This is a genomic window from Curtobacterium sp. RM9 (assembly GCF_054956955.1).
This window is the reverse complement of record NZ_CM143271.1, coordinates 1,883,617-1,907,896: the sequence shown is the minus strand read 5'-3', so window position 1 is coordinate 1,907,896 and position 24,280 is coordinate 1,883,617. Positions and strand designations below refer to the sequence as shown.

The following is a 24,280-nucleotide window of genomic DNA, read 5'->3' as shown; positions in this document are numbered from 1 at the left end:
CGTCGTCAGCGCAGGCCGGACCCCGCTCGCAGCGACCCGACCGGCACGCCGCCGCCGAGCACCCGCTCGCCCGTCGCCGCCATCACGTCCGCGACCCCGGCCGCGTCGACGAGACCGTTCCGTTCGAGCAGGGTCAGCGCCGCGAGCGTGCCCGCGCGCTGCGCTCCGTCCAGCGTCTTCACCGCGACGGCCGCACCGTTCGGCAGGCCCATCACCATGACGCCCTCGGCGCCGAACTTCGCGAGCACGCGGAGCCGCTCGATCGTGACGGTGTTCGCGCGGCCGATGCCGTCGATCGCCCACGGGTGGTCGAGCACGGCGTCGACGAGGGCGGCGGAGTCCGTGTCCGCTCGCGCGACCACACCTGCGAAGCCGCGCGCGAGGCCCGTCAGCGTGAGGGGGAAGACCGGGGCGCCGCACCCGTCCGTGCCGACCACGTCGACCGTCTCGTGGGTGAACTCCTCGACGGTGGCCACGACCCGCTGCTGCATCGGGTGCGCCATCTCGAGGTAGGTGTCCTCGTCCCAGCCGTTCACCCGGCAGGCGGCGAGCATGCCGGCGTGCTTGCCGGAGCAGTTCATCGCCAGGCGGCGGGGGCCGTCCATCGTCCGGGCGGTGGCGCGGTCGAAGGGCAGGTCGGGCGGGCAACCGAGGTCGGCCTCGACGTGGTCGAAGGACTCGAGCATGTGCAGCGCGAGCGCCTGGTGCGCGGCGGTGCCGGCGTGGCTGGCCGTCGTGAGCACGAGCTCCTCGTCCGAGAAGCGCGCACCGGCGCGGCGGACGGCGAGGGCCTGGAACGGCTTCATCGTGGATCGCGGGTAGATGCTCGCGCCGACGTCACCGACGGCGTCGAGCACGGTGCCGTCCGCCGAGACGACGACCCCGGCACCCACGTGCCGGCTCTCGTCGAAGCCGTTGCGGTCGAGCACCGCCAGTTCGACCGACCCGTCGGCGGTGAGAGGATGGCGGTCTGTGCGGACGTCGGGGCTCACCGTCATGCCGCCATCGTAGCGAGCAGCCGGTGGTCGACAGGACGCCCGGCGCGCCGACGGATCCAGGCACATCCACGACCGAAGGACCCGACGTGACCGACCACTCCTACGAGGTCTCCGTCCGCTGGACCGGCGACCGCGGCACCGGCACGAGCGGCTACCGCGACTACGGCCGCGACCACGTCGTGTCCGCGGACGGGAAGCACGAGATCGCCGGATCGGCCGACCCGACCTTCCGCGGCGACCGCGACCGGTGGAACCCGGAGGAGATGGTCGTGGCCGCCCTCGCGCAGTGCCACATGATGAGCTACCTCTACGTCGCGGTGACCCAGGGCTTCACCGTCGTCGACTACGAGGACCGCGCGGTCGCCGCCCTCGTCTCGCACCCGGACGGGACCGGCGAACTGACCGAGACGACCCTGCACCCGGTGGTGACGATCCTCGAGGCCGACCGGGTCGCCGATGCCGAGGCCGCTCACGCGAAGGCGAACGAGCTGTGCTTCATCGTGCGTTCGGTGGCGTTCCCCGTCCACCACGTGCCGGTCACCAAGGTGCGTGCGGCAGACTAGGGCCTCGTGAAGCGTCTCCGTCTCCTCCCGATCGCCCTCGTCCCCGCCGTCGTGCTGGGACTCGCCGCGTGCTCCGGTTCCGGGTCGGGCGGAGCCTCGTCCTCGCCGAGCGCCTCGGCCTCGGCCAGCGCGGCCGCGATCACCACCTGCCCGAAGCCGGGGAAGTCGTCCGATGCGGTCGAGGCGTCCGGTGCCTTCGGCGGCAAGACCGCGCCGACGGTGACGTTCGACGCCGGTCTCTCCGCGTCGAAGCCGCAGGCGACGACCGTGATCGACGGCACGGGCGCGAAGCTCGGTGACGGCGACTACGCCCAGGTGTCGTACAGCGTCTACCAGGCGTCCGACGCGAAGAAGCTCGGCACGGTGGGCTTCGACCAGGGCAACCCCCAGGTGCTCTCCGTCGGCGGGACCGGCTTCGGCAAGCTCCTCGCATGCTCGAACGTCGGCGACCGCGTCGTCGCGGTCGGCCAGTCGTCCGCCCTCGGCTTCAACACCGGCGGTGAGATCGTGGTCCTCGCGGACATCGTCGCCAAGACGCCGACCAAGGCCACCGGCAAGGCCCAGCAGCAGGACCCCGCACTGCCGACCGTGACCGACAAGTCGGACGGCGAGCCGGAGATCACGATCCCGAAGGGCGTCACCGCCCCGACGAAGACCACGCCCGAGGTCATCAAGCAGGGCACCGGCGCCGCGATCGTCGAGGGTGACACCGCGCTCGTGCAGTACAAGGGCGTCGCCTACGACACGGGCAAGGAGTTCGACTCCTCCTGGAAGAAGGGCGTCCCCACGACGTTCACGATCTCCGAGGGATCGCTCATCAAGGGCTTCGTCACCGGGCTCGTCGGGCAGAAGGTCGGCTCGCAGGTCCTCATCGTGGTGACGCCGGAAGACGGCTACGGCGCGAACCCGCCGGAGGGCTCCGGCATCCCGAAGAACGCCACCCTGGTGTTCGTCGTCGACATCCTCGCCAAGGGCTGACCCGTGCCGACGACCGCGGCGACCACCAAGCGCCGCATCATCGTCCTCGGCAGCACCGGCTCCATCGGCACCCAGGCCCTCGACGTCGTCGCCCGCAACCCGGACCGCTTCGAGGTCGTCGGCCTCACCGCCGGGAGCAACCGCGCCCTCGTCGCCGAGCAGGCCGCCCGCCACGGCGTCCGCGACACGGCCTTCGGTGCCGCCGACTCCGAGCGCCTCGTCCGCACGGTCGAGGCCGACGTCGTCCTGAACGGCATCACCGGCTCGGTCGGCCTCGGCCCGACGCTCGCCGCACTCGAGAGCGGGGCGTCGCTGGCGCTGGCGAACAAGGAGAGCCTGATCGTGGGCGGTCCGTTGGTGCAGGCCGCCGCGGCACCCGGGCAGATCGTCCCGGTGGACAGCGAGCACTCCGCGATCGCGCAGGCCCTCCGCGCGGGCGCCGACACCGAGGTGCGTCGGCTCGTCCTCACCGCGAGTGGCGGCCCGTTCCGCGGTCGCTCCCGGGAGAGCCTGCGCGACGTGACCCCGGCCCAGGCGCTCGCACACCCGACGTGGGACATGGGTCTCGTCGTGACGACGAACTCCGCGACGCTCGTGAACAAGGGCCTCGAGGTGATCGAGGCGCACCTGCTCTTCGACGTGCCGTACGAGCGCATCGCGGTGACGGTGCACGCGCAGTCGATCGTGCACTCGATGGTCGAGTTCGTCGACGGCTCGACGATCGCTCAGGCGTCCCCGCCGGACATGCGGCTGCCGATCGCGCTCGGGCTGGCGTGGCCGGACCGGGTCCCCGAGGTCGGCGTCCCGCTCGATTGGACGACCGCGAGCACGTGGACGTTCGAGCCGCTCGACGACGAGGCGTTCGGTGCCGTGGCGCTCGCGAAGCGCGTCGGCGAGCTCGGCGGCACCTACCCGGCGGTGTTCAACGCCGCCAACGAGCAGGCGGTCGCCGCGTTCCACGCCGGCGCGATCGGGTTCCTCGACATCGTCGACACGGTCGAGCGCGTGGTGGGGGAGCACGCGCCCGGCGAGGAGTCGCTGGACGGCGTGCTGGCGGCGGAGCGGTGGGCCCGCGCCGCGGCGGACCGCGCGCTGACGCGCTGACCGGCACCGCGCCTCCACGCCGCGTCCGGGTCGTGGCAGCCTGCTGACGCAGGTCGGCCTGGAGGCGCGGATCACCTCCCAGCGCGCGCTCGGCTCCGTCCTGGCAACGGTCCCGTACCCTTTCCCGGTGACCGTCGCATCCGTCCTGCTCTTCGTCCTCGGCGTGGTCGTCTTCATCGTCGGCCTGCTGGTCTCGATCGGACTCCACGAACTCGGGCACCTCGCCTTCGCGAAGCTCTTCGGCGTCAAGGTCACGCAGTACTCACTCGGGTTCGGCAAGGCGATCTGGTCCTTCCGTCGCGGTGAGACGGAGTACGGCATCCGCCCGATCCTGCTCGGGGGCTACATCTCGATGGTGGGCATGCTCAAGCCCCGTGCCTCGGGGAAGCCGAGCGCGATCACGAACACCGGCATGTACGGGGCGTTCGTGCAGGACGCCCGTCAGGCGAGTGCCGAGCAGATCGCGGACGCCGGCGGTGACGACTCCCGGGCGTTCTACCGCCTGACCCCGTGGAAGCGCATCATCGTGATGGTCGCCGGCCCGGCGATGAACCTCGTGATCGGCGTGTTCCTGTTCGGCGTGCTGCTCTGCGGGTTCGGCGCCCCGACGACCACCTTCACGTCGAGCGTCGACTGCGTCCTGCCGACGAGCCAGGCCACGTCCTGCGCGCCGGGCGACGCGGAGTCGCCGGCGAAGCAGGCCGGCATCCGCTCCGGCGACGTCGTGCTGTCGGTGGACGGCCGACAGGACCCGACCATCGCGCAGGTCTCCGAGGCGTTCCAGCGTTCGGCCGGCGAGCCGGTCTCGGTCGTCGTGGAGCGGGGCGGTGCGCGGAAGACGCTCGAGGTCACGCCGGCGCTCGCGACCCGCGACGTCTACACGGCCGACGGCACGGTCGCCAAGACCGCAGACGGCCAGACGAAGACCCAGCAGGTCGGCGTGGTCGGTGTCAGCATCGGGCAGTCGCTCGTCCGGCAGTCGCCCGCCGCGGTGCTCCCGGCGACCGGCGCCCAGATCTCGGCGTCGGCGCACCTCATCATCGACCTGCCGCAGCGGCTCGTCGCGGTGTGGAACGCGGCGTTCGGTTCGCAGGAACGGTCGCAGGACAGCCCGGTGTCGGTGGTCGGTGTCGGCCGCGCCATCGGCGAGGTCTCGTCGATGAGCGGGGTCCCCGTGGTCGACAAGGCGTACACGATCCTCGGGCTGCTCGCCTCGCTCAACATCGGGCTGTTCGTGCTGAACATGGTGCCGCTGCTGCCGCTCGACGGCGGGCACATCGCGGGCGCGCTGTGGGAGGCCGTGAAGCGTCGGGCCTTCCGGATCGTCGGCAAGGCGGACCCGGGTCCGATCGACCTCGCGAAGACGATGCCGCTCACGATGGTCGTCGTGGTGCTCCTGACCGGCATGAGCGCCCTGCTCGTCTACGCGGACCTGGTCCGTCCTGTGAACCTGTTCGGGTAGCGCTACGCTCGGCGCATGAGCACAGCGCCCGAGGTCCGCACGGTCGAGCGGCAGGGCCTCGACGTCATCGCCGAGTCGGACCGGAAGGGGCGCCCGAGCGGGCTCTTCTGGCCCTGGTTCGCCGCGAACATCTCGGTGCTCGGCCTGGCCTACGGATCCTTCGTCGTCGGGTTCGGCATCTCGTTCTGGCAGGCGACGGTCGTCTCGATCGTCGGAGTCGCGTTCTCCTTCCTGCTCTGCGGGATCGTCGCGATCGCCGGCAAGCGGGGGTCGGCACCGACGATGGTGCTGAGCCGCGCCGCGTTCGGCATCCGCGGCAACCGCGTGCCGTCCTTCCTCAGCTGGGTGCTCACCGTCGGCTGGGAGACCTCCCTCGCCGCAGCGGCCGTGCTCGCGACCTCGACCGTGTTCCGCGAGCTCGGGTGGGACGGTGGCGTGCTGACGAAGGTCGTCGCGCTCGTCGTCGTCGCGGCCCTCGTGATCGGCGAGGGAGTGGCCGGGTTCGACGTCATCATGCGGCTGCAGACGTGGATCACCGTCATCACGGCCGTGCTCACCGTCGTGTACATCGTCCTGGCGGCCCCCTCGATCGACCTCGGCACCGTCACCGCGCTGCCCTCCGGCAGCGCGCAGCAGGTCACCGGCGCGCTCGTGCTCGTGATGACCGGGTTCGGCCTCGGCTGGGTGAACGCAGCGGCCGACTACTCGCGGTATCTGCCTCGGACGTCGTCGACTGGTGGGGTCGTGTGGTGGACGACGTTCGGTGGTGCCCTCGCGCCGGCGATCCTGGTCGTCGTCGGAGTGCTGCTCGCCGGCTCCTCGCCCGACCTCAACACCGCCATCGCCGCCGACCCGATCGGCGCGTTGACCTCGGTCCTGCCGGTGTGGTTCCTCATCCCGTTCGCGATCGTCGCGATCCTGGGCCTCGTCGGCGGCGCCGTCCTCGACATCTACTCGTCGGGCCTGGCGCTCCTCAGCGTCGGCGTGCGCATCCCGCGTCCGGTCGCCGCCGGGGTCGACGGCGTCTTCATGGTGGCGGGCGCGGTCTACGTCGCGTTCTTCGCGCAGAGCTTCATCGCCCCGTTCCAGGCGTTCCTCATCACGCTCGGCGTCCCGATCGCGGCCTGGGCGGGCATCTTCGTCGCCGACGTCCTCCTGCGACGCCGCTCCTACGCCGAGACCGAGCTCCACGACCGCCGCGGGCGCTACGGCGACGTGCGGTGGTCGGCGATCGGCCTGGTCGTGCTCGGGACGCTGCTCGGTTGGGGACTCGTCACGAACACCCTTGGTGTGCCGGCCTGGCTGAACTGGCAGGGCTACCTGCTGGGGCCGCTCGGTCTCGGTGGCCGCGAGGGGGCGTGGGCCTACGCGAACCTGGGTGTCCTCGTCGCGCTCGTCATCGGCTTCGTCGGCACGCTCGCCACCGCGGGGCGGAGCGTCCGGCGTCAGGAGCGCATCCCGCTGCCCGCCGACACGGCAGCGACGTCCGCCGACGCGGCAGCGACGACCGCCGACCCGGCTGCCACCGCCGCGCCGTCCGTCTCCCTCGGGAAGGGAGAGGCGTGACCGTCGCTGTGCCGGACGACGCCTGGCTCGTCGTCGTCGACATGCAGGAGGTCTTCACCGGCGACAGCCCCTGGTCGACCCCGCGCTACGACCACGCCGCGCACGCGGTCGAGCAGCTCCTGCCCCGGTTCACCGGCCGCACGGTCTTCACCCGCTTCGTCGCCCCCGCCGAGCCGCAGGGTGCCTGGGTGCCGTACTACCGGGACTGGCCGTTCGCCCTCGCGCCCGAGACGGACCCGCTCTGGGACCTGACGGAGCCGTTCCGGACGGCGGCCGCGGATCGTGGCGACCCCGTCGTGACCGAGACGACCTTCGGCAAGTGGGGGACGAGCCTCCGGAGCGTCGTCGGCGACCACCCGCACCTCGTGCTCGCCGGGGTCTCCACCGACTGCTGCGTGCTGAGCACCGCGCTGGCCGCGGCCGACGCCGGCGCGACCGTCACGGTCGTCGCGGACGCGTGCGCCGGTGCGAGCGACGCCGACCACGGACGAGCGCTCGACGCGATGCGCCTGTACGCGCCGCTGATCACGGTCGTGGAACGTGGCTCGGACCTGGAGACCAGCACCGTGTGACGTCATGGCGACCGCGTAGAGTGCACCTCGTGCCAGCAGTGAACCTCGGTCTGCCGAAAGTCCCCGAAACCCTGAGCCCGCGTCGCAGGTCGCGGCAGATCCGGGTGGGGAAGGTCCTCGTGGGCGGTGACGCTCCGGTGTCCGTCCAGTCGATGACCACGACGCCGACCACGAACATCAACGCGACCCTCCAGCAGATCGCCGAGCTCACCGCCTCCGGCTGCGACATCGTGCGCGTGGCCGTGCCGAGCCAGGACGACGCCGACGCGCTGCCGATCATCGCGAAGAAGTCGCAGATCCCGGTCATCGCCGACATCCACTTCCAGCCGAAGTACGTCTTCCAGGCCATCGACGCCGGGTGTGCCGCCGTCCGCGTGAACCCGGGCAACATCCGGAAGTTCGACGACCAGGTGGGTGCGATCGCCAAGGCCGCGAAGGACGCCGGCGTGAGCCTGCGCATCGGTGTCAACGCCGGGTCGCTCGAGCCGAGCCTGCTGCAGAAGTACGGCAAGGCCACGCCGGAGGCGCTCGTCGAGTCGGCCGTCTGGGAGGCGTCGCTGTTCGAGGAGCACGACTTCCACGACTTCAAGATCTCGGTCAAGCACAACGACCCGATCGTCATGGTCAAGGCCTACCGGCAGCTCGCCGCGGCGGGGGACTGGCCGCTGCACCTCGGCGTGACCGAGGCGGGCCCGGAGTTCCAGGGCACCATCAAGAGCGCGACCGCGTTCGGCATCCTGCTCGCCGAGGGCATCGGCGACACCATCCGCGTCTCCCTCTCCGCGCCGCCGGCACAAGAGGTGAAGGTCGGCCTGCAGATCCTGCAGTCGCTGAACCTCCGCGAGCGCAAGCTCGAGATCGTCTCGTGCCCGAGCTGCGGCCGGGCGCAGGTCGACGTCTACCAGCTCGCGAACGACGTCACGAAGGGGCTCGAGGGCATGACCGTCCCGTTGCGCGTCGCCGTCATGGGCTGCGTCGTGAACGGCCCCGGTGAGGCCCGCGAGGCCGACCTCGGTGTCGCGTCCGGCAACGGCAAGGGCCAGATCTTCGTCAAGGGCGAGGTCGTCAAGACCGTCCCGGAGCACGAGATCGTGCAGACCCTCATCGCCGAGGCGAACCGGATCGCCGACCAGATGGGCCCGGATGCCGCGACCGGCTCCCCGCAGGTCGTCACGACGGCCTAGGGGCCGACCCCTGCCGGACGCCAGGCACGTGGCGGTCCCGCCACGTGCCTCCCGTTCGTCGTCGCCGCGTGACCACCGCCGCTAGGCTTGCGTCCGTGGTCACACGGCTCTCCCATCTCTTCCTCCGCACGCTCCGCGACGACCCCTCCGACGCCGAGGTGACGAGCCACAAGCTGCTCGTCCGCGCCGGGTACGTCCGTCGCCAGTCCCCGGGGATCTTCGCGTGGCTGCCGCTCGGCCTCCGCGTCCGCCGGAAGATCGAGGACATCGTCCGCGCCGAGATGGTCGCCGCCGGAGCACAGGAGGTCCTGCTGCCCGCGCTCCTGCCGCGTGACCCGTACGAGGCGACGAACCGGTGGACCGAGTACGGCGACGGCATGTTCCGCCTGCAGGACCGCAAGGGCGCCGACTACCTGCTCGCGCCGACGCACGAGGAGATGTTCGCGCTCCTCGTGAAGGACCTGTACGGCTCGTACAAGGACCTCCCCGTCACGCTGTTCCAGATCCAGGACAAGTACCGCGACGAGGCCCGTCCGCGCGCCGGCCTCCTGCGCGGCCGCGAGTTCACCATGAAGGACGCGTACTCGTTCGACCTCACCGACGAGGGGCTCGAGCGCAGCTACCAGGTGATGCGCGACGCCTACGAGCGGATCTTCACGCGCCTCGGGCTCGAGTACGTCATCGTCAAGGCGGATGCCGGCGCGATGGGCGGGTCGAAGTCCGAGGAGTTCCTGCACCCCATCGGCGTCGGCGAGGACACCTTCGTCCGCAGCGCCGGCGGCTACGCGGCGAACGTCGAGGCGTACGTCACGCCGGCCCCCGACGCGCTGCCGATCGACGGACAGCCGGAGCCCGTGCGCCTGCCCGCGGCGGACACCCCCACCATTGACACGCTGGTCGCCCACGCGAACGAGGCCGCCCCACGTGACGACCGTGCGTGGACCGCAGCGGACACGCTCAAGAACGTGGTGCTCGCACTGACGCACCTCGACGGCACCCGCGAGGTCGTCGTCGTCGGACTGCCCGGCGACCGCGACGTCGACCTCAAGCGTGCGGAGGTCGCCTTCGCTCCCGCCGAGGTCGAGGCCGCCGGCGACGACGACTTCAAGCAGCACCCCGGTGTGTTCGTGAAGGGCTACATCGGCCCGCAGGTCCTCGGCGCGGAGAGCGCGTCGGGCATCCGCTACCTCGTCGACCCCCGGATCGTCGACGGCACCGCCTGGGTCACCGGCGCGAACGAGCGCGGCGTGCACGTCTCCGGTCTGGTGGCGGGCCGTGACTTCACCGCGGACGGCGTCGCCGACGTGGCCGACGTCCGCGCGGGCGACCCCGCACCGGACGGCTCCGGCCCGCTGGAGACCGCGCGCGGCATGGAGATCGGGCACGTGTTCCAGCTCGGCCGCAAGTACGCCGAGGCCCTCGACCTCAAGGTGCAGGACGAGAACGGCAAGCTCGCCACGGTCACGATGGGTTCGTACGGCATCGGCGTGACGCGCATCATGGCCATCCTCGCCGAGGCCCACAACGACGAGAAGGGCCTCGCCTGGCCGAAGGAGATCGCGCCGTTCGACGTGCACGTGGTCGCCACCGGCAAGGACCAGGTCGCGTACGACCTCGCGTCGTCGCTCATCGACACGCTCGAGGGCGAGCGGTACGACGTCGTCTACGACGACCGGCCGAAGGTCTCGCCGGGCGTGAAGCTGCGCGACGCCGAGCTGCTCGGTGTGCCCGTGGTGGTCGTCGCCGGACGGAACGCCGCGGACGGCATCGTCGAGCTGTGGGACCGCCGCTCGGGTGAGCGGCGCGACGTGCCGGTCGCCGAGCTGCTCGAGGCGGTCCGCGCGATCTGATCGCGACCCTCTTCCGGACGGGAGGCACGTGGCGGACCCGCCACGTGCCTCCCGTCCGTTCTGGGGTACGCTGGTCGCCGACTTCCGCGCAGATCCATCCGCGGGAGCGACTCAGCTGAATACGGAGGCACCTCGGTGAAGATCGATCTCGCAGTCCTGCGACTCATGGAGCGCGAGCGGGAGATCCCGTTCGACGAACTCGTCCAGATCATCGAACAGGCCATCCTGACCGCGTACCAGAAGCACCGCGCGGAGAACGAGGAGCACGTCGACCCGCAGGCGCGCGTGGAGCTCGACCGCAAGTCGGGCGAGGTCTCCGTGTACGTGCCGGAGCGCGACGATGACGACAACGTCGTGGGGGAGTCCGTCGACCAGCCCAGCGACTTCGGCCGCATCGCCGCCTTCGCCGCGAAGCAGGTCATCAACCAGCGCCTGCGCGACATCGGCGACGACAAGATCCTCGGCCAGTTCCGCGGCAAGGAGGGCGACATCGTCGCGGGCGTGATCCAGCAGGGTCCGAACCCGAAGATGGTGCACGTCGACCTCGGTGCCGTCGAGGCGATCCTCCCGCCCGAGGAGCAGGTGCCGGGCGAGGAGTACAAGCACGGCAACCGCATCCGCGTCTACGTCACGAGCGTCGGTCGCGGGGCCAAGGGCCCGCAGATCACCGTCTCGCGCACGCATCCGGGCCTGGTCCGGAAGCTCTTCGCGCTCGAGGTCCCGGAGATCGCGTCCGGCGTCGTCGAGATCACCTCGATCGCCCGCGAGGCCGGGCACCGCACGAAGCTCGCGGTGAAGGCCAACGAGCCGGGCGTGAACGCCAAGGGTGCCTGCATCGGCGAGCTGGGCGCGCGCGTCCGGGCCGTCACGACGGAGCTCGGCGCCGAGAAGGTCGACATCGTCGACTGGTCGCCGGACCTGGCCTCGTTCGTCGCGAGCGCGCTGTCGCCCGCGAAGGTGACGAGCGCGTTCGTGCTCGACGCCTCGACGAAGGCCGTCCGCGCACTCGTGCCGGACTACCAGCTCTCGCTCGCGATCGGCAAGGAGGGGCAGAACGCCCGCCTCGCCGCGAAGCTGACCGGGGCGCGCATCGACATCCAGCCGGACTCGATCCTCGACGGCGACGAGTAGTGGTCGCAGCCGGGCGATCGTCGTCGCCCGGCATGTTTTCGCCCGTGGCGTGGCCGGAACGGGCGCGCCGGATCGCGGTCGTCGGAGGTGAGGAGTAAGGTGGTTCCCGTCAGAACGTGCATCGGCAGTCGTCGCCGTGCTCCCCGGTCCTCCCTCCTCCGTGTCGTCGCCCTGAGCGATGGCCGTGTCGTGGCGGATCCGAAGGCAGTCATGCCGGGCAGGGGAGCGTGGCTCACCCCGACGGTCGATGCCTACGAACTGGCCGTCAAGCGCCGGGCCTTCCGCCGGGCGCTCCGGCTGGATCGCGAACCCGACACGTCCGCAGTGCTCGACCACCTGCACGGCCTCGCAGCCGAGCAGTCGGGCGGACACCAGGACACGACAGAACAGGCTGAACGGCTTATGGACAACTGATGAGCGGCTCGAAATGAGACCCGTCATCCAGTGAGTCCTGCCCCCTTCGCGGGGTGGGACCCGTGAAGGAGAACAGTGGCAAAACCACGCGTACACGAGATCGCATCCGAACTCGGTGTCGACAGCAAGACCGCAATGGAGAAGCTCAAGGAGCTCGGCGAGTTCGTCAAGGGCCCGAGTTCCAGTGTGGAACCCCCCGTCGCGCGCAAGCTCCGCGCTGCGCTGCAGGCTGACGGCGCCTCGGCGTCCGCGAAGCCCGCTGCGAGCGCGGCGCCCAGCGCGCCCGCCAAGACCGGCGCCCCGAAGTCGGGCGCCCCGAAGCCCGGCGGCCCCCGCCCGGGTCCGGCGCGTCCCGCACCGGCACCCCAGCCGGAGCCCGAGGTCCAGGCAGCGCCCGCTGCCGACGTGCCGGCCCCGGCCGCCCCGAAGTCCGTCGCGCAGCGCCAGGCCGAGGCCGAGGCCGCTCGCAAGGCAGCCGAGGCCGAGAAGGCCACCGGCGACTCCGGTGAGTCCGCCGCGCCGAAGGGCGACGCCGTCAAGCCCGGTGGCGCCCCGAAGCCGGGTGCCGCTGCCGGTCCGAAGCCGGGTGGCCCGAAGCCGGGCGCACGTCCCGGCAACAACCCCTACGCGTCGAGCCAGGGCATGGGCTCGCGCCCGCCGCGTCCGGGCAACAACCCGTACTCGTCCAACCAGGGCATGGGTCAGCGCCCCGCCGGCGGTGCCGGTGGCGGCAACGGGATCCCGCGTCCGGCTCCGCCGCGTCCGGGCGTCCCGCGTCCCGGTGCGCCGCGTCCGGGTGGACCCGGTCAGGCGAACCGACCCAACGGCTTCGGGCAGCGCCCGGGCCAGGGCGGCGGTCGTGGTGGCCCCGGTGGTCGTCCCGGCGGTGCCCCGGGTGCCGGTGGCGGCTTCCCCCGTCCGGCCTTCAGCGGCCCGCGTCCCGCCGGTGGCGGTGGCCGCGGTCGTGGCCCCGGTGGTGGCACCGCTGGTGCGTTCGGTCGCGGCGGCGGCAAGAGCCGTGCCCGCAAGTCGAAGCGGACGAAGCGCGCCGAGTACGAGATGCGGCAGGCGCCGTCGCTCGGCGGTGTGCAGGTCCCGCGCGGCGACGGCAACACGGTCGTCCGTCTGCGTCGTGGCGCGAGCATCTCGGACTTCGCGGACAAGATCGACGCGAGCCCCGGCAACCTCGTGACGGTGCTGTTCCACCTCGGTGAGATGGCGACCGCGACGGAGTCGCTGGACGAGGCCACGTTCGAGGTCCTCGGCGAGGAGCTGGGCTACAAGATCCAGATCGTCTCGCCGGAGGACGAGGACCGTGAGCTCCTCGAGGGCTTCGACATCGACCTCGATGCCGAGCTCGAGGACGAGGACGACTCGGTGCTGCAGCAGCGGCCCCCGGTGGTCACCGTCATGGGTCACGTCGACCACGGCAAGACCCGCCTCCTCGACGCGATCCGCAACTCGAAGGTCGTCGAGGGCGAGGCCGGTGGCATCACCCAGCACATCGGTGCGTACCAGATCGTCGCGCAGCACGAGGGCATCGACCGCCCGATCACCTTCATCGACACCCCGGGTCACGAGGCGTTCACCGCCATGCGTGCCCGTGGTGCCCAGGTGACGGACATCGCGATCCTCGTGGTCGCGGCGGACGACGGCATCATGCCCCAGACGATCGAGGCGCTGAACCACGCCCAGTCGGCCGGTGTGCCGATCGTGGTCGCGGTGAACAAGATCGACAAGGAAGGCGCGAACCCCGCCAAGGTCCGCCAGCAGCTCACCGAGTACAACCTGGTGGCCGAGGAGTACGGCGGCGACGTCATGTTCGTCGACGTGTCGGCTCGTCAGAACATCGGTATCCAGGACCTCCTGGACGCCGTGCTGCTGACGGCGGACGCCGGGCTCGACCTGCGTGCGAACCCCGACAAGGACGCCCGCGGCGTGGCGATCGAAGCGCGACTCGACAAGGGTCGTGGTGCGGTCGCGACCGTGCTCATCCAGTCCGGCACGCTGCACGTCGGCGACGCGATCGTCGCGGGGACGGCCTACGGCCGCGTCCGTGCGATGACGGACGAGAACGGTGTCGCGGTCAAGGCGGCGACGCCCAGCCGTCCGGTCCAGGTGCAGGGTCTGTCGTCGGTGCCGCGCGCCGGTGACACGTTCCTCGTCACCGAGGAGGACCGTACGGCCCGTCAGATCGCCGAGAAGCGTGAAGCCGCCGAGCGCAACGCCCAGCTGGCCAAGGCCCGCAAGCGCATCTCGCTCGAGGACTTCACCCGTGCGCTCGAAGAGGGCAAGGTCGACTCGCTCAACCTCATCATCAAGGGTGACGTCTCCGGTGCCGTCGAGGCACTCGAGCAGTCGCTCCTGGACATCGAGGTCGACGACAGCGTCCAGCTCCGCATCCTGCACCGCGGTGTGGGTGCGATCACGGAGTCGGACATCGACCTGGCCACGATCGACAACGCCATCGTCATCGGCTTCAACGTCCGTCCGGACGTCAAGGCCCGTGAGCGTGCGGCGCGCGAAGGCATCGACGTGCGCTTCTACTCGGTCATCTACAACGCACTCGAGGACATCGAGCAGTCCCTCAAGGGCATGCTCAAGCCCGAGTACGAAGAGGTCCAGTCGGGTGTCGCCGAGATCCGCGAGGTGTTCCGATCCTCCAAGTTCGGCAACATCGCGGGTGTCATCGTCCGCTCCGGCACGATCACGCGCAACGCCAAGGCGCGCGTCATCCGTGACGGTGTCGTGCTCGCCGACGGCCTGGCGATCGAGTCGCTGCGTCGCTTCAAGGACGACGTCACCGAGGTCCGCACGGACTTCGAGGCCGGTATCGGTCTGGGCAAGTACAACGACATCCAGATCGGTGACGAGATCGAGACCACCGAGCTCGTCGAGAAGCCGCGCGACTGACGCCCGGCTAGTCTGGACCCCGCTCCTCCCTCGGGAGGGGCGGGGTCCGTCCCGTTCCACCAGAAGAACCCCTGCCCCAGGAGGCACTCAATGGCCGATCCGCAGCGCGCGCGCAAGATGGCGGACCGCATCAAGGAAGTCGTCGCCCGTCGACTCGACAAGGGTCTGCGCGACCCCCGTCTCGGCTTCGTGACGATCACCGACGTCCGTGTCACGGGCGACCTGCAGCACGCGTCGGTGTTCTACACCGTCTACGGCTCCGACGAGGAGCGCGCTGACTCGGCTGCGGCGCTCAAGGCCGCGACCGGCATGCTCCGCAGCGAGGTCGGCAAGAACATCACGGCGCGGCTCACCCCGTCGCTCGAGTTCATCGCCGACGCCCTGCCGGAGACCTCCGCCCACATGGAGGACCTGCTCGCCCAGGCGCAGGTCCGTGACGCGCAGGTGCGTGCGGCCTCGGCCGGCGCCCAGTACGCGGGCGAGGCCGACCCGTACAAGCACGACGACGAGGACGACGAGGAGTAGTCGTCACGCGGTCGGGAGCGTGTACCCGCCCGCCTCGTCGCCGACGGCCAGTCCGTCGCGGAGGAGCGAGGCGAGGGCACGCTCCCGCTGTGCGTCGTCCGGCCAGACGAGGTCGATCTCGCTCTGCAGCACCGGCACGTCGCTCGACCGCAGCTCGGCCATGATCAGGCCGCGCACCTGCCGGTCGCTTCCCGCGAACCGCGCCTGCTTCGGCGCACGCGGTCCGTCGTGCTCGGGGTACCCGGCGGCGCGCCACGCGCAGCGGTCCGCGATCGGGCAGGCGTCGCACGCCGGTGCCCGCGCGACGCAGACGAGCGCGCCGAGCTCCATCACCGCGGCGTTCGTCGCCGCGGCGTCGGTCCGGTCCGCGGGGAGCACGGACTCCATCAGGGGGAGGTCCTGCTTCGCCTTCGCCGGTCCCGGCTCGCCCTGCCCGAGGAGCGCGCGCGCCAGGACCCGGCGGACGTTGACGTCGACGACCGGGTGGCGGTCGCCGTACGCGAACACCGCGACGGCCCGGGCCGTGTAGTCGCCGATGCCGGGCAGGGCGAGCAGCGCGTCGACGTCGCGCGGCACGACGTTGTCGTGCTGCTCGGCGATGGCCGTCGCCGCCGCGTGCAGCGCGAGCGCGCGTCTCGGGTAGCCGAGCCGGTCCCAGGCACGCACCGCCTCGGCCGGGGGCGAGGCGGCGAGGTCCGCGGGGGTCGGCCACCGGGTGAGCCATGCCTCCAGACGGGGGACCACCCGCGCGACCTGCGTCTGCTGCAGCATGATCTCGCTGACGAGCGTGCCCCAGGCGGGGAAGCCGGGGCGGCGCCACGGCAGGTCGCGTGCCTCGCAACGGAACCAGGCCACCAGCGGGGTCGCGATGTCGGGACGGCGCACGTCCGTCGGGTTCTCCACAGACGGTCGGGAGGCTCCGCTCGCGTTCACCACGACAGCCTACGGTGGGTGCATGACACGGTGGGCACCCCAGGAGACCGACACGATGGCTGCGATCGCGCAGGAGGTGATCGCCCAGGTCGGGACGAACCGCACGGTCGTGGGCGTCGACGGGCAGGACGGCGTCGACCTCGAGCGCGTCGCGCAGGGCCTGGTCTCCGGCTTCGAACAGCACGGCGTCTCGGCGATGGCCGCGGCAGCGCCCTCGGCGGACGCGGACGAGCTGCGTTCCGGGCTCGTGACGCCGTTCCGCACGACCGGGGCGGGCGACGGCGTGCTCGTCGTGCACGGCCACGGCACCCTCGCGCCGGGAGCGCGTGGCCTGTGGCGCTGGTCGCTGTGGGTGGAGCAGGACGCCGGGCGGCTCGAGCGCCGTGCTGACGTCAAGATCGCGGCGTCGGCGATCCTGGACGTGACCGACCCCGACCACCCCCGCCGGGAGTGGAACGACGCCTGCTGACCCGTGCCCGCCGACTCGTGCCCGCCGACCACGGTGAGCGCTGGTAGCCTCCTCTGGTGCTCGAAACCGCGCCCGACGGCATCCTCCTCGTCGACAAGCCGCAGGGCATCTCCAGCCACCGGGTCGTCTCGATCGCCCGTCGTCGCCTCGGCCTGAAGAAGGTCGGGCACGCCGGTACGCTCGATCCCATGGCGACGGGGCTGCTGCTCCTCGGCGTCGGCCCGTCCACGCGACTGCTCACACACCTCGTCGGGCTCGGCAAGACGTACACCGCGACCATCCGTCTCGGGGTCTCCACCGACTCCGACGACGCCGACGGCACACCGACCGCCGCGACGGGGACCGGTGGAGCGGACGTGTCCGACGCCGCCGTCGAGACCGCCGTCGCCGCACAGCGCGGCACGATCGACCAGGTGCCCTCGACGGTCAGCGCGATCAAGGTCGACGGTCGTCGCGCCTACGACCTCGCACGCAAGGGCGAGGAGGTCGTCCTGAAGTCCCGCACGGTGACCGTGTCCCGCTTCGACGTCACCGGCCGCAACGACCGCACGGTCGGGGTCGACGGCACGGACGTCGCCGTGGTCGACCTCGACGTCGTCGTGACGTGCTCCTCCGGCACCTACGTCCGTGCCCTCGCGCGTGACGTCGGCGCCGCGCTGGGCACCGGCGCGCACCTCACCGCGCTCCGCCGGACCGACGTCGGCCCCTTCGACGTCGCCGATGCGATCGACCTCGAGGACGACACGGTCGACGTCCGGGCGGCGCTGCTCCGACCGGCGGACGTCGCCCGACGGCTGTTCCCGTCGGTCCCGCTCGATGCGGCCGCGGCGAAGGACCTCTCGGACGGCAAACGCGTCGCCGCCGACCACCCCGACACCGACGGGCCCGTCGCCGCCGTCGCGGCCGCGGACGACCGGTTGGTCGGGCTCGTCTCGGTGCGACGCGGTCAGCTCCGGGTGATCACGAACTTCCCGACCGCCGAGACGGGGGCGCGCTCGTGATCGAGTGGTTCATGTGGGTGCAGCTGGTCCTCGCCGTCTTCGTGGGGCTGTTCGCCGTGGTCGTCGGGTTCATCGGCTGGAAGCCGAACGACTACACCGTCGGGGCGCTCGCCCTCATCGAGGTGCTCCTGCTCGCACAGGGCGTCGTCTCGCTCGTGCTGCCGGCAGTGGGCAGCCCGCCCGAGGGCAACGCGCTCGAGTTCGGCGTGTACGCGGTGTCGGTGTTGCTCGTGCCCCCGGCGACGATCGTCTGGGCGCTCATCGACCGCACACGCTGGAGCACGGTCGTCCTCGGCACCGGCGCGTTCACCGTCGCGGTGATGGTCTACCGCATGTACCAGATCTGGTTCACGCTGAACTGACCCGTCCTCTGGCGTCACCGGGCGTCGGTAGACTCTCTGCAATGGCGAACAGATCCTCCCTCGCGACCGGCATCGGCCGCGTCCTCATCGCGGTCTACGGCATCCTCGCCCTGGCGGCGACCGGTCGCAGCGTGGTGCAGATCATCGAGAAGTTCTCCTTCGCGCCGTTCGCCTACACGCTGAGCGCCGTCGCCGCCGTCGTCTACATCGTCGCGATGATCGCGCTGATCGTCCCCGGCCGTGCCTGGTACCGCGTCGCCTGCGTGACCATCGGCTTCGAGACGGCCGGCGTGCTCGTCATCGGCACGCTCTCCCTCGTCGACCGCCAGCTCTTCCCAGACGACACCATCTGGTCGTACTACGGCCTCGGGTACGCCTTCGCGCCGCTCGTGCTGCCGATCGCCGGCCTCTGGTGGCTCCGCAAGCACCACCGCGTCGCCGCCGGTGCCGCTCCCGCACGGTCCGTCACCGCGACCGACCAGGGGGCGTAGCCGTGCAGTTCTACGACGACGTCGCCGACGTCGCGCAGGGCTTCGGCCCGAGCGCGGTCACGATCGGCAAGTTCGACGGCGTGCACGTCGGCCACCGCGCGGTCATCGCGCACCTCGAACGCGCCGCGCGTGAGCAGGGCCTCGTGTCGACCGTCGTCACGTTCGACCGGCACCCGCTCAGCGTCATCGACCCCGAACGCGTCCCGCCGGCGCTGACGAGCACCGCGCAGCGTCGGGAACTCCTCGACGCAGCGGGGGTCGACGCCACGCTGCTGCTCCGGTTCGACCAGGACCTGCAGTCCAAGGCACCCGAGGCCTTCGTGTCCGAGATCCTCGTCGACACGTTGCACGCCCGGCTCGTGTTCGTCGGCAGTGACTTCCGGTTCGGCGCCAAGGGCGCGGGCGACGTGACGCTGCTCCGCGCCCTGGGGGAGCAGCACGGCTTCACCGTCGAGCTCATCGACGACGTCGACCTGATCGACGACGTGCGTCCCGACGGCGAACGACGCGTTTCTTCGACCTGGATCCGTGAGCTCCTCGGCGTCGGCCGGGTGGCCGAGGCGGCACGACTGCTCGGTCGCGAGCACGCGGTGCGCAGCACCGTCGTCCACGGTAACCAGCGCGGTCGGGCGATGGGGTACCCCACGGCGAACCTCGATCCGTCCTGCGAGGGCTTCGTCCCGGCCGACGGCGTGTACGCAGCGCGGGTCCTGCACGAGGGAACGGTCTACCCAGCCGCCGTGTCGGTGGGGAACAACCCGACCTTCGAGGGCGTGCCGGCGAAGCAGATCGAGGCGCACCTGCTCGACGTCGACATCGACCTCTACGGTGACACCATCTCGGTGCTCTTCGTGTCGTACGTGCGGGGGATGGTGAAGTTCTCGTCGATGGACGACCTCGCCACCCAGATGCGGCAGGACGACCTCGACATCCGACTGCTGCTCGGGCTGCCCGCGCCGGTCTGACCCGCTGCCCTCGCGCACGACGACGCCCGCTCCTGACGACCTCCGTGCACGACGACGCCCCCTGGACCAGGTCCGGGGGGCGTCGTCGTGGTGGCGGTGCCGCAGCGGTCGCCGCCGCTGCCGGACCGCCCGGGTCAGCTGCCGAGGGCGTCGAGCCAGATGCGCCGTGCGTCGAGCGCTTCCTGCGCGTCCTTGATCTTCCGGGCGTCGCCGGAGGCCTGCGCCTCGGTCAGCTCGGCCTCGAGCTTGCCGATGGCGTCCTCGAGCTGGCTCGCGAGACCGGTCTGCCGCGCCTTGCGCTCCGGGTCGGACGCCTTCCAGTGCTGGTCCTCGAGGCTGCGGACGTGGTCCTCGATCGCGCGGAGACGGTCCTCGATGCGACGGACGTCACCGCGGGGGACCTTGCCGATCTCGTCCCAGCGGCGCTGGATGCCGGTCAGGGTCCTGCGGGCCGAGACCCGGTCGGTCGCCTGCAGCAGCGGCTCGGCCTCGGTGAGGAGCGCCTGCTTCGCCTCGAGGTTGCCGACGTACTCCTCGTTCTCGGCGGCCATGTCGGCGTGCCGCTGCTCGAACAGCACGTCACCGGCGGCCTTGAACCGTGCCCAGAGTGCGTCGTCGTGGCGCTTGCCGGCGCGACCGGCCTGCTTCCAGTCGTCGAGGAGCTCGCGGTAGGCCGGGATCGCGTCGGAGCCGCGGGACGCCAGGGCCTCGGCGCGCTGCACGAGCTCCTGCTTGCGGGTGCGGGCGTCGCGGTGCTGGGCGTCGAGCTCCGAGTAGAAGGCCCGACGGTGCTGGTCGACCGTGGAGCGGGCCGCACGGAACCGCTTCCAGAGGTCGTTCGCGTCGTTCTTCGGGATGCGGGGGCCGTCGTGCTGGTGCTGCTGCCAACGGGCGAAGACGTCGTCGAGCTGCGCGGTGATCTGCTTCCACTGCGCGCGCGCCGGGTCGACGGCGGCCAGTGCCTCGGCCTCCTCGACCAGGGCGGTGCGGTGCGCGAGCGCGTCCTGCAACGCCTGCTGTGCCTGCTCCGCCTGTTCCTTGGTGAGCGAGCCGACCTGCTCGGAGAGCGCGTCCACCCGGGTCTCGAGCGACTTGAGGTCGCCGACGACCCGCGCCTCGGTCACCTGGGCGCGGAGGTGCTCGACGGTCCGGGCGACGTCGTTCGCCGAGGCCCCGCGCTGGACGCGCTGCTCGGCGATCTTCACCTGGCCCTCGAGGTCGGCGTACTTCCGCGCGAAGTAGGCGAGTGCCTCGTCCGGCGTCGCGTCCGGGTACTCACCGACGGTCCGCTCGGTGTCCTCGTACCGGACGTAGACCGTCCCGTTCTCGTCGACCCGCCCCCAGGTCGTTGCTTCGTCAGATCCCACAGGTCTCGCCTCGATCGTGGTCGTGCATCGCCGACGTCACCGTCGGCATGGTCAGGTCGTCAGCCTATTGCACGGGAGCGCCCCGGGTCAGTCTGACCGGACGCGCTGTGGACTACTGCGCCCTCGCGATCGTCGCGCCGGTGATGGTCGTCGCCACCTTGGGCTCCCCGGTGCCGTCGGAGCCGGGGGAGGCGATGCCCTTCGAGGTGATCTGCGACTCGAGTCGGTCGAGCCCGCTCGTCACCTTGCCGACGACCGTGTAGCCGCCCGTCGAGCCGTCGAGGGTGGTGTCGCCGTAGACGATGAAGAACTGCGTGCTCTGCGACGACGGAGACGACCCGCGGGCGATCGCGATCGTGCCCTCCTCGTACTCGCCGTCGCTCGGCACGTTCTCGAGCGGGCCGTACTCGAACCCGGCGTCGCCGGTGCCGTCGCCGTTCGCCGACCCGCACTGCAGGAAGCGGAAGCCGTCGCTGTCGGCGAGGCGGTGGCAGGTCGTGCCGTTGTAGAACTGGTCGCGGATGAGCTGGATCTCGACGCTGGCCGCCTGCGGCGCCTTCGCCCCGTCGAGCTCGATGCCGAGGTCGACGTCCTTGTTCAGGGTCAGCGTGCCCGTCCACGTCGCGCCGTCGGCGATGGACCTGCTCGGCACCTTCCCCGTGTTGCCGGTCGCTTCCGCGGTCGGCGTCGCGCTCGTCGACGGCGACGCAGTGGAGCTCGGATCCGGGTCCGCTGCACGGTGGGCCCCCGCGAACGCGAGCTGCGAGCCGGTCGCCAGCGCGGCGACCACCACGAGCACGCCGACACCGACCACGTTGTCACGCACGCGCCGACGTCGTTGCCGGTCGTGCAGGCCCTGGCGGGCCTGGTAGAGACGGAGACGCTCACGTGCCTCGCGGTTGTCGCGGGCCTGGTTCTTCGGTGCCACGGTGCTGGTCGGACCTCTCGTCGAGTGTGCGACGAGCGTATCCGACGGGGTGCGGTGTCCAGCCTGGAGGCGCGGCGACGTCGGTGGAGCGGCCTACAGTTGGGTGCATGGCAGCGGACCGTTCGGGCATGCGCGCACCCACCACGGGTGGTCGCGCCGGGCTCGCGCAGGGCTCCGTCCCGCTGGCGGTCCGGATGCGGCCCACCAGCCTCGACGAGGTCGCCGGTCAGCAGCACCTGCTCGGCCGGGGCAGCCCGCTCGTGCAGCTCGCCACCGGCACACGCGAGAACCCGGGCGGGGTCTCGGTCATCCTCTGGGGTCCGCCCGGCACCGGCAAGACCACCCTCGCGCAGGCCATCGCCCGCCAGTCCGGCCGCGAGTTCGTCGAGCTCTCCGCGGTGACGGCGGGCGTCAAGGACGTGCGCGAGGTCATGGAGAAGGCGCTCACGCACCGCGACCTCTACGGCTCCACCACCGTCCTGTTCCTCGACGAGATCCACCGCTTCAGCAAGGCGCAGCAGGACGCCCTGCTCCCCGGTGTCGAGAACGGCTGGGTGATCCTCATCGCAGCGACCACCGAGAACCCCTCGTTCTCGGTCATCTCGCCGCTGCTGTCCCGCTCCCTCCTCCTGACGCTCAAGCCCCTCACCGACGAGGACCTCGGCATGCTCGTCGACCGTGCGGTCGAGGACCCGCGCGGGCTCGGCGGCTCGGTCGTGCTCGGCGACGACGCCCGCTCCGCCATCGTCCGGCTGTCCTCGGGCGATGCACGTCGCGCCCTCACCGCGCTCGAGGCGGCTGCCGCCTCCGCCATCGCCGCCCGGGGCGACGACGCCGCCGACGAGGACGCGCCGCTGGACGGCGTCGACACCGTCCCGCTCGTCGACGCCGACGTCGTCGCCGCGGCCGTCGACCGGGCCCTGCTCCGGTACGACCGGCAGGGCGACGAGCACTACGACGTCATCAGTGCCTTCATCAAGTCCGTGCGGGGGAGCGACGTCGACGCCGCGCTGCACTACCTGGCGCGCATGATCGAGGCCGGTGAGGACCCTCGCTTCATCGCACGACGCGTCATCATCTCCGCGTCCGAGGACATCGGCATGGCCGATCCGCAGGCACTGCCGATCGCGGTCGCGGCGGCACAGGCCGTGCAGCTCATCGGCATGCCGGAGGGGCGCATCCCGCTGGCCGAGGCCGTCGTCTACCTCGCCACGGCGCCGAAGTCGAACGCGGCGTACAACGGCGTGAACGCGGCGATGGCGGACGTCAAGGCCGGGCGGATGGGCGTCGTGCCGATGCACCTGCGTGACGCGCACTACCCGGGGGCGAAGCGGCTCGGGCACGGCAAGGGCTACGTCTACTCGCACGACGCCGAGCACGGGGTCGCCCAGCAGCAGTACCTGCCGGACGCCCTCGAGGGCACCGAGTACTACACGCCGACCGGCAACGGGTACGAGCGCGAGGTCGGGCCGCGGCTCGAGCGACTCCGGAAGATCACACGCGGCGAGTAGTGCTTCACCCGGGCCACGGATCCTGCTAACATTGCCGAGCCTACGTCCTGGTCCTCGCGTGCGGCTGCGCCGAGGACAGAGTCCCGCTCCGGCGGGACGGGGACAGAGGTTCGGACTGTAGCCGTCCGATCCCACAGGCTCATCCCTCTGGATCCCGTCGACGGGTCCGATCCCGCCCGTGTGCCTCGTGCCCGCGGACGAACGGTGCCCGTCGAGTCATTCAGTTCAGACAGAGAAAAGGACCCTGTGTCTACCAAGTCACGCACCCGCAGCAAGACCCGCCTCTCGCGCGCGCTCGGCATCCCGCTGACGCCGAAGGCGGCCCGCTACCTCGAGAAGCGCCCCTACGGCCCCGGTGAGCACGGCCGCACCCGCCGTCGCGCGGACAGCGACTACGCCGTCCGCCTCCGTGAGAAGCAGCGTCTGCGCGCCCAGTACGGCATCCGCGAGAAGCAGCTCCGCATCGTCTTCGAAGAGGCCCGCAAGACGAAGGGCCTGACCGGTGAGAACCTGGTCGAGCTCCTCGAGCAGCGCCTCGACGCCCTCGTGCTCCGTGCCGGCTTCGCCCGCACCACGGCGCAGGCGCGTCAGCTGATCGTGCACCGCCACATCCTCGTCGACGGCAAGCTCGTCGACCGCCCCTCCTTCCGCGTCAAGGAGGGCCAGATGATCCACGTCAAGCAGCGCTCCGAGTCGCTCGAGCCCCTCCAGGTCGCCGCCGCCGGTGGTCACCTCGAGGTGCTGCCGAAGGTCCCGGGCTACCTCGAGGTCGAGATCGAGAAGCTCCAGGCCCGCCTGGTCCGTCGCCCGAAGCGCGCCGAGGTCCCCGTGACCTGTGAAGTGCAGCTCGTCGTCGAGTACTACGCAGCTCGCTGATCCAGCGATCACCACGAACGGCGGGTCGTCCTCTCAGGGACGGCCCGCCGTTCGGCGTTCCCGCCCAGCGCCGTCGGTAAGATCGTCCCGGCACGCACCGCTCGCGTGCGCAGAGGG

At 71.4% G+C, this 24,280-nt stretch carries 23 protein-coding genes; 19 read left to right on the top strand and 4 right to left on the bottom strand.

Features of this window, described 5'->3' with window-relative positions; all coding sequences use genetic code 11:
- Nucleotides 1–5: 5 nt before the first annotated feature.
- Nucleotides 6–998 carry an asparaginase gene (locus tag ACY3FI_RS09060; protein WP_462547201.1) on the bottom strand — a complete coding sequence of 331 codons (993 nt, stop codon included), beginning with the start codon at nt 996–998 and terminating at the stop codon, nt 6–8.
- An 86-nt stretch (nt 999–1,084) separates the two neighbouring features.
- On the opposite strand from ACY3FI_RS09060, the gene ACY3FI_RS09055 reads away from it, so the two are divergent.
- The 12 genes from ACY3FI_RS09055 to rbfA all read left to right on the top strand — a co-directional run bounded on the left by ACY3FI_RS09055 (nt 1,085) and on the right by rbfA (nt 15,260).
- Nucleotides 1,085–1,561: an OsmC family protein gene (locus tag ACY3FI_RS09055; protein ID WP_462547200.1), complete on the top strand. Its 477-nt coding sequence runs from the start codon at nt 1,085–1,087 to the stop codon at nt 1,559–1,561.
- Between the two features lie 6 nt (nt 1,562–1,567).
- Nucleotides 1,568–2,539 carry an FKBP-type peptidyl-prolyl cis-trans isomerase gene (locus ACY3FI_RS09050; RefSeq protein ID WP_462547199.1) on the top strand — a complete coding sequence of 324 codons (972 nt, stop codon included), beginning with the start codon at nt 1,568–1,570 and terminating at the stop codon, nt 2,537–2,539.
- Nucleotides 2,540–2,542: 3 nt separating this feature from the next.
- Nucleotides 2,543–3,643, top strand: a complete 1,101-nt coding sequence (locus ACY3FI_RS09045; RefSeq protein WP_462547198.1) for a 1-deoxy-D-xylulose-5-phosphate reductoisomerase — start codon at nt 2,543–2,545, stop codon at nt 3,641–3,643.
- Nucleotides 3,644–3,770: 127 nt separating this feature from the next.
- Complete coding sequence (locus tag ACY3FI_RS09040) at nt 3,771–5,105, top strand: M50 family metallopeptidase (RefSeq protein ID WP_462547197.1); 1,335 nt, start codon at nt 3,771–3,773, stop codon at nt 5,103–5,105.
- 15 nt (nt 5,106–5,120) lie between these two features.
- The gene (locus tag ACY3FI_RS09035; protein WP_462547196.1) at nt 5,121–6,671 is read left to right on the top strand and encodes a purine-cytosine permease family protein; all 1,551 of its coding nucleotides are present in this window, start codon (nt 5,121–5,123) and stop codon (nt 6,669–6,671) included.
- Complete coding sequence (locus tag ACY3FI_RS09030; protein WP_462547195.1) at nt 6,668–7,243, top strand: cysteine hydrolase family protein; 576 nt, start codon at nt 6,668–6,670, stop codon at nt 7,241–7,243. Before ACY3FI_RS09035 ends, ACY3FI_RS09030 begins: the two co-directional genes overlap by 4 nt.
- 50 nt (nt 7,244–7,293) lie before the next feature.
- Nucleotides 7,294–8,427 carry a flavodoxin-dependent (E)-4-hydroxy-3-methylbut-2-enyl-diphosphate synthase gene (gene ispG, locus ACY3FI_RS09025; RefSeq protein WP_462550337.1) on the top strand — a complete coding sequence of 378 codons (1,134 nt, stop codon included), beginning with the start codon at nt 7,294–7,296 and terminating at the stop codon, nt 8,425–8,427.
- 95 nt (nt 8,428–8,522) lie between these two features.
- Nucleotides 8,523–10,277: a proline--tRNA ligase gene (locus ACY3FI_RS09020; RefSeq protein WP_462547194.1), complete on the top strand. Its 1,755-nt coding sequence runs from the start codon at nt 8,523–8,525 to the stop codon at nt 10,275–10,277.
- A gap of 135 nt (nt 10,278–10,412) precedes the next feature.
- Entirely contained in the window at nt 10,413–11,408 is a 996-nt protein-coding gene (gene nusA, locus ACY3FI_RS09015) for a transcription termination factor NusA (RefSeq protein WP_462547193.1), read from the top strand.
- Between the two features lie 87 nt (nt 11,409–11,495).
- A complete protein-coding gene (locus tag ACY3FI_RS09010; protein WP_462547192.1) occupies nt 11,496–11,822 on the top strand; it encodes a YlxR family protein in 327 nt (108 codons plus the stop codon).
- A 75-nt stretch (nt 11,823–11,897) separates the two neighbouring features.
- Entirely contained in the window at nt 11,898–14,735 is a 2,838-nt protein-coding gene (gene infB, locus ACY3FI_RS09005; RefSeq protein WP_462547191.1) for a translation initiation factor IF-2, read from the top strand.
- A gap of 90 nt (nt 14,736–14,825) precedes the next feature.
- A complete protein-coding gene (gene rbfA / locus ACY3FI_RS09000) occupies nt 14,826–15,260 on the top strand; it encodes a 30S ribosome-binding factor RbfA (RefSeq protein WP_462547190.1) in 435 nt (144 codons plus the stop codon).
- Between the two features lie 3 nt (nt 15,261–15,263).
- Here rbfA and ACY3FI_RS08995 read toward each other — a convergent pair whose 3' ends face one another.
- Nucleotides 15,264–16,145: an iron-sulfur binding domain-containing protein gene (locus tag ACY3FI_RS08995; RefSeq protein ID WP_462550336.1), complete on the bottom strand. Its 882-nt coding sequence runs from the start codon at nt 16,143–16,145 to the stop codon at nt 15,264–15,266.
- A gap of 70 nt (nt 16,146–16,215) precedes the next feature.
- On the opposite strand from ACY3FI_RS08995, the gene ACY3FI_RS08990 reads away from it, so the two are divergent.
- The 5 genes from ACY3FI_RS08990 to ACY3FI_RS08970 are packed head-to-tail and all read left to right on the top strand — an operon-like array spanning nt 16,216 to nt 19,481.
- Nucleotides 16,216–16,662, top strand: a complete 447-nt coding sequence (locus ACY3FI_RS08990) for a hypothetical protein (protein WP_462547189.1) — start codon at nt 16,216–16,218, stop codon at nt 16,660–16,662.
- Between the two features lie 56 nt (nt 16,663–16,718).
- Nucleotides 16,719–17,663 (top strand): tRNA pseudouridine(55) synthase TruB, encoded by a 945-nt coding sequence (gene truB / locus ACY3FI_RS08985; RefSeq protein WP_462547188.1) that lies wholly within the window; start codon nt 16,719–16,721, stop codon nt 17,661–17,663.
- A complete protein-coding gene (locus tag ACY3FI_RS08980; protein ID WP_462547187.1) occupies nt 17,660–18,025 on the top strand; it encodes a hypothetical protein in 366 nt (121 codons plus the stop codon). The genes truB and ACY3FI_RS08980 overlap by 4 nt, the downstream gene beginning before the upstream one ends.
- 41 nt (nt 18,026–18,066) lie before the next feature.
- Complete coding sequence (locus ACY3FI_RS08975; protein WP_462547186.1) at nt 18,067–18,516, top strand: hypothetical protein; 450 nt, start codon at nt 18,067–18,069, stop codon at nt 18,514–18,516.
- A gap of 2 nt (nt 18,517–18,518) precedes the next feature.
- Nucleotides 18,519–19,481 (top strand): bifunctional riboflavin kinase/FAD synthetase, encoded by a 963-nt coding sequence (locus ACY3FI_RS08970; protein WP_462547185.1) that lies wholly within the window; start codon nt 18,519–18,521, stop codon nt 19,479–19,481.
- 134 nt (nt 19,482–19,615) lie between these two features.
- Here the strand turns inward: ACY3FI_RS08970 and ACY3FI_RS08965 are convergent, their stop codons facing one another.
- Both ACY3FI_RS08965 and ACY3FI_RS08960 read right to left on the bottom strand, forming a co-directional pair.
- Nucleotides 19,616–20,848 carry a DUF349 domain-containing protein gene (locus ACY3FI_RS08965; RefSeq protein ID WP_462547184.1) on the bottom strand — a complete coding sequence of 411 codons (1,233 nt, stop codon included), beginning with the start codon at nt 20,846–20,848 and terminating at the stop codon, nt 19,616–19,618.
- A gap of 112 nt (nt 20,849–20,960) precedes the next feature.
- A complete protein-coding gene (locus tag ACY3FI_RS08960; RefSeq protein WP_462547183.1) occupies nt 20,961–21,776 on the bottom strand; it encodes a peptidylprolyl isomerase in 816 nt (271 codons plus the stop codon).
- A 107-nt stretch (nt 21,777–21,883) separates the two neighbouring features.
- On the opposite strand from ACY3FI_RS08960, the gene ACY3FI_RS08955 reads away from it, so the two are divergent.
- Nucleotides 21,884–23,287 carry a replication-associated recombination protein A gene (locus tag ACY3FI_RS08955; RefSeq protein ID WP_462547182.1) on the top strand — a complete coding sequence of 468 codons (1,404 nt, stop codon included), beginning with the start codon at nt 21,884–21,886 and terminating at the stop codon, nt 23,285–23,287.
- A gap of 246 nt (nt 23,288–23,533) precedes the next feature.
- Nucleotides 23,534–24,163 carry a 30S ribosomal protein S4 gene (gene rpsD / locus ACY3FI_RS08950; RefSeq protein WP_066654559.1) on the top strand — a complete coding sequence of 210 codons (630 nt, stop codon included), beginning with the start codon at nt 23,534–23,536 and terminating at the stop codon, nt 24,161–24,163.
- The last annotated feature ends 117 nt before the right edge of the window (nt 24,164–24,280 follow it).

Excerpts from the sequence above, each read along its gene's own strand:
- ACY3FI_RS09060 (WP_462547201.1), bottom strand. The coding sequence starts at position 998 with ATGACGGTGAGCCCCGACGTCCGCACAGACCGCCATCCTCTCACCGCC.
- ACY3FI_RS09035 (WP_462547196.1), top strand. The coding sequence starts at position 5,121 with ATGAGCACAGCGCCCGAGGTCCGCACGGTCGAGCGGCAGGGCCTCGAC.
- rbfA (WP_462547190.1), top strand. The coding sequence starts at position 14,826 with ATGGCCGATCCGCAGCGCGCGCGCAAGATGGCGGACCGCATCAAGGAA.
- ACY3FI_RS08990 (WP_462547189.1), top strand. The coding sequence starts at position 16,216 with ATGACACGGTGGGCACCCCAGGAGACCGACACGATGGCTGCGATCGCG.
- ACY3FI_RS08975 (WP_462547186.1), top strand. The coding sequence starts at position 18,067 with ATGGCGAACAGATCCTCCCTCGCGACCGGCATCGGCCGCGTCCTCATC.
- ACY3FI_RS08955 (WP_462547182.1), top strand. The coding sequence starts at position 21,884 with ATGGCAGCGGACCGTTCGGGCATGCGCGCACCCACCACGGGTGGTCGC.